Raw genomic sequence first — 1798 nt, 5'->3', positions numbered from 1 at the left:
CTCTCAAAACTGAACAAAACAGAAGATAAAACAAAAGCAGGTTTCCTTTTCCTTAGAAAGGAGGTGATCCAGCCGCACCTTCCGATACGGCTACCTTGTTACGACTTCACCCCAATTATCTGTCCCACCTTCGGCGGCTGGCTCCATAAAGGTTACCCTACCGACTTCGGGTGTTACAAACTCTCGTGGTGTGACGGGCGGTGTGTACAAGGCCCGGGAACGTATTCACCGTGGCATGCTGATCCACGATTACTAGTGATTCCGGCTTCATGTAGGCGAGTTGCAGCCTACAATCCGAACTGAGAATAATTTTATGGGATTAGCTCGACCTCGCGGTTTGGCAACCCTTTGTATTATCCATTGTAGCACGTGTGTAGCCCAGGTCATAAGGGGCATGATGATTTGACGTCATCCCCACCTTCCTCCGGCTTGCACCGGCAGTCACTTTAGAGTGCCCAACTAAATGCTGGCAACTAAAATCAAGGGTTGCGCTCGTTGCGGGACTTAACCCAACATCTCACGACACGAGCTGACGACAACCATGCACCACCTGTCACTTTGTCCCCGAAGGGAAAGTTCTGTCTCCAGAATGGTCAAAGGATGTCAAGACCTGGTAAGGTTCTTCGCGTTGCTTCGAATTAAACCACATGCTCCACCACTTGTGCGGGCCCCCGTCAATTCCTTTGAGTTTCAACCTTGCGGTCGTACTCCCCAGGCGGAGTGCTTAATGCGTTAGCTGCAGCACTAAGGGGCGGAAACCCCCTAACACTTAGCACTCATCGTTTACGGCGTGGACTACCAGGGTATCTAATCCTGTTTGCTCCCCACGCTTTCGAGCCTCAGCGTCAATTACAGGCCAGTAAGCCGCCTTCGCCACTGGTGTTCCTCCACATATCTACGCATTTCACCGCTACACGTGGAATTCCACTTACCTCTCCTGCATTCAAGTCTCTCAGTTTCCAATGACCCTCCCCGGTTAAGCCGGGGGCTTTCACATCAGACTTAAGAAACCGCCTGCGCTCGCTTTACGCCCAATAAATCCGGACAACGCTTGCCACCTACGTATTACCGCGGCTGCTGGCACGTAGTTAGCCGTGGCTTTCTGGTTAGATACCGTCAAGGGACAAGCAGTTACTCTTATCCTTGTTCTTCTCTAACAACAGTGCTTTACGATCCGAAAACCTTCTTCACACACGCGGCGTTGCTCCGTCAGACTTTCGTCCATTGCGGAAGATTCCCTACTGCTGCCTCCCGTAGGAGTCTGGGCCGTGTCTCAGTCCCAGTGTGGCCGATCACCCTCTCAGGTCGGCTATGCATCGTTGCCTTGGTAGGCCATTACCCTACCAACTAGCTAATGCACCGCGGGCCCATCTGTAAGTGATAGCCGAAACCATCTTTCAAACAGGCGTCATGCGACGCTTGTTATTATTCGGTATTAGCCCCGGTTTCCCGGAGTTATCCCCAACTTACAGGCAGGTTGCCCACGTGTTACTCACCCGTCCGCCACTAACGTCAGAAAGAGCAAGCTCTTTCGTCGGTTCGTTCGACTTGCATGTATTAGGCACGCCGCCAGCGTTCGTCCTGAGCCAGGATCAAACTCTCTTTAAAATAAAGATGAATCTGAATACTTATTCAACACCGTGAATAAGATCCTTGCGTCAAATTGACTTCGCTAGCAAATTACTTTACTAGTATTACTTTTGGAAATAGCTTTCTATTTCCGCCCTGCGATTCTTACCTAGAAACATCACTGTCTCTATTGGTTTTATCTTTGTTTCTGTTCAGTTTTCAAAGGTCA

At 50.2% G+C, this 1798-nt stretch carries 1 rRNA gene; it reads right to left on the bottom strand.

From position 1 onward, the window contains the following. Window positions 1-56: 56 nt before the first annotated feature. A 16S ribosomal RNA gene (locus HPK16_RS16415) occupies window positions 57-1608 on the bottom strand. Window positions 1609-1798 lie beyond the last annotated feature (190 nt).

Origin of the sequence: Paenilisteria rustica, assembly GCF_013820765.1 — a bacterium.
Classification (GTDB): Bacteria; Bacillota; Bacilli; order Lactobacillales; family Listeriaceae; genus Listeria_A; species Listeria_A rustica.
This window is presented reverse-complemented; position numbering and strand designations above follow the sequence as displayed.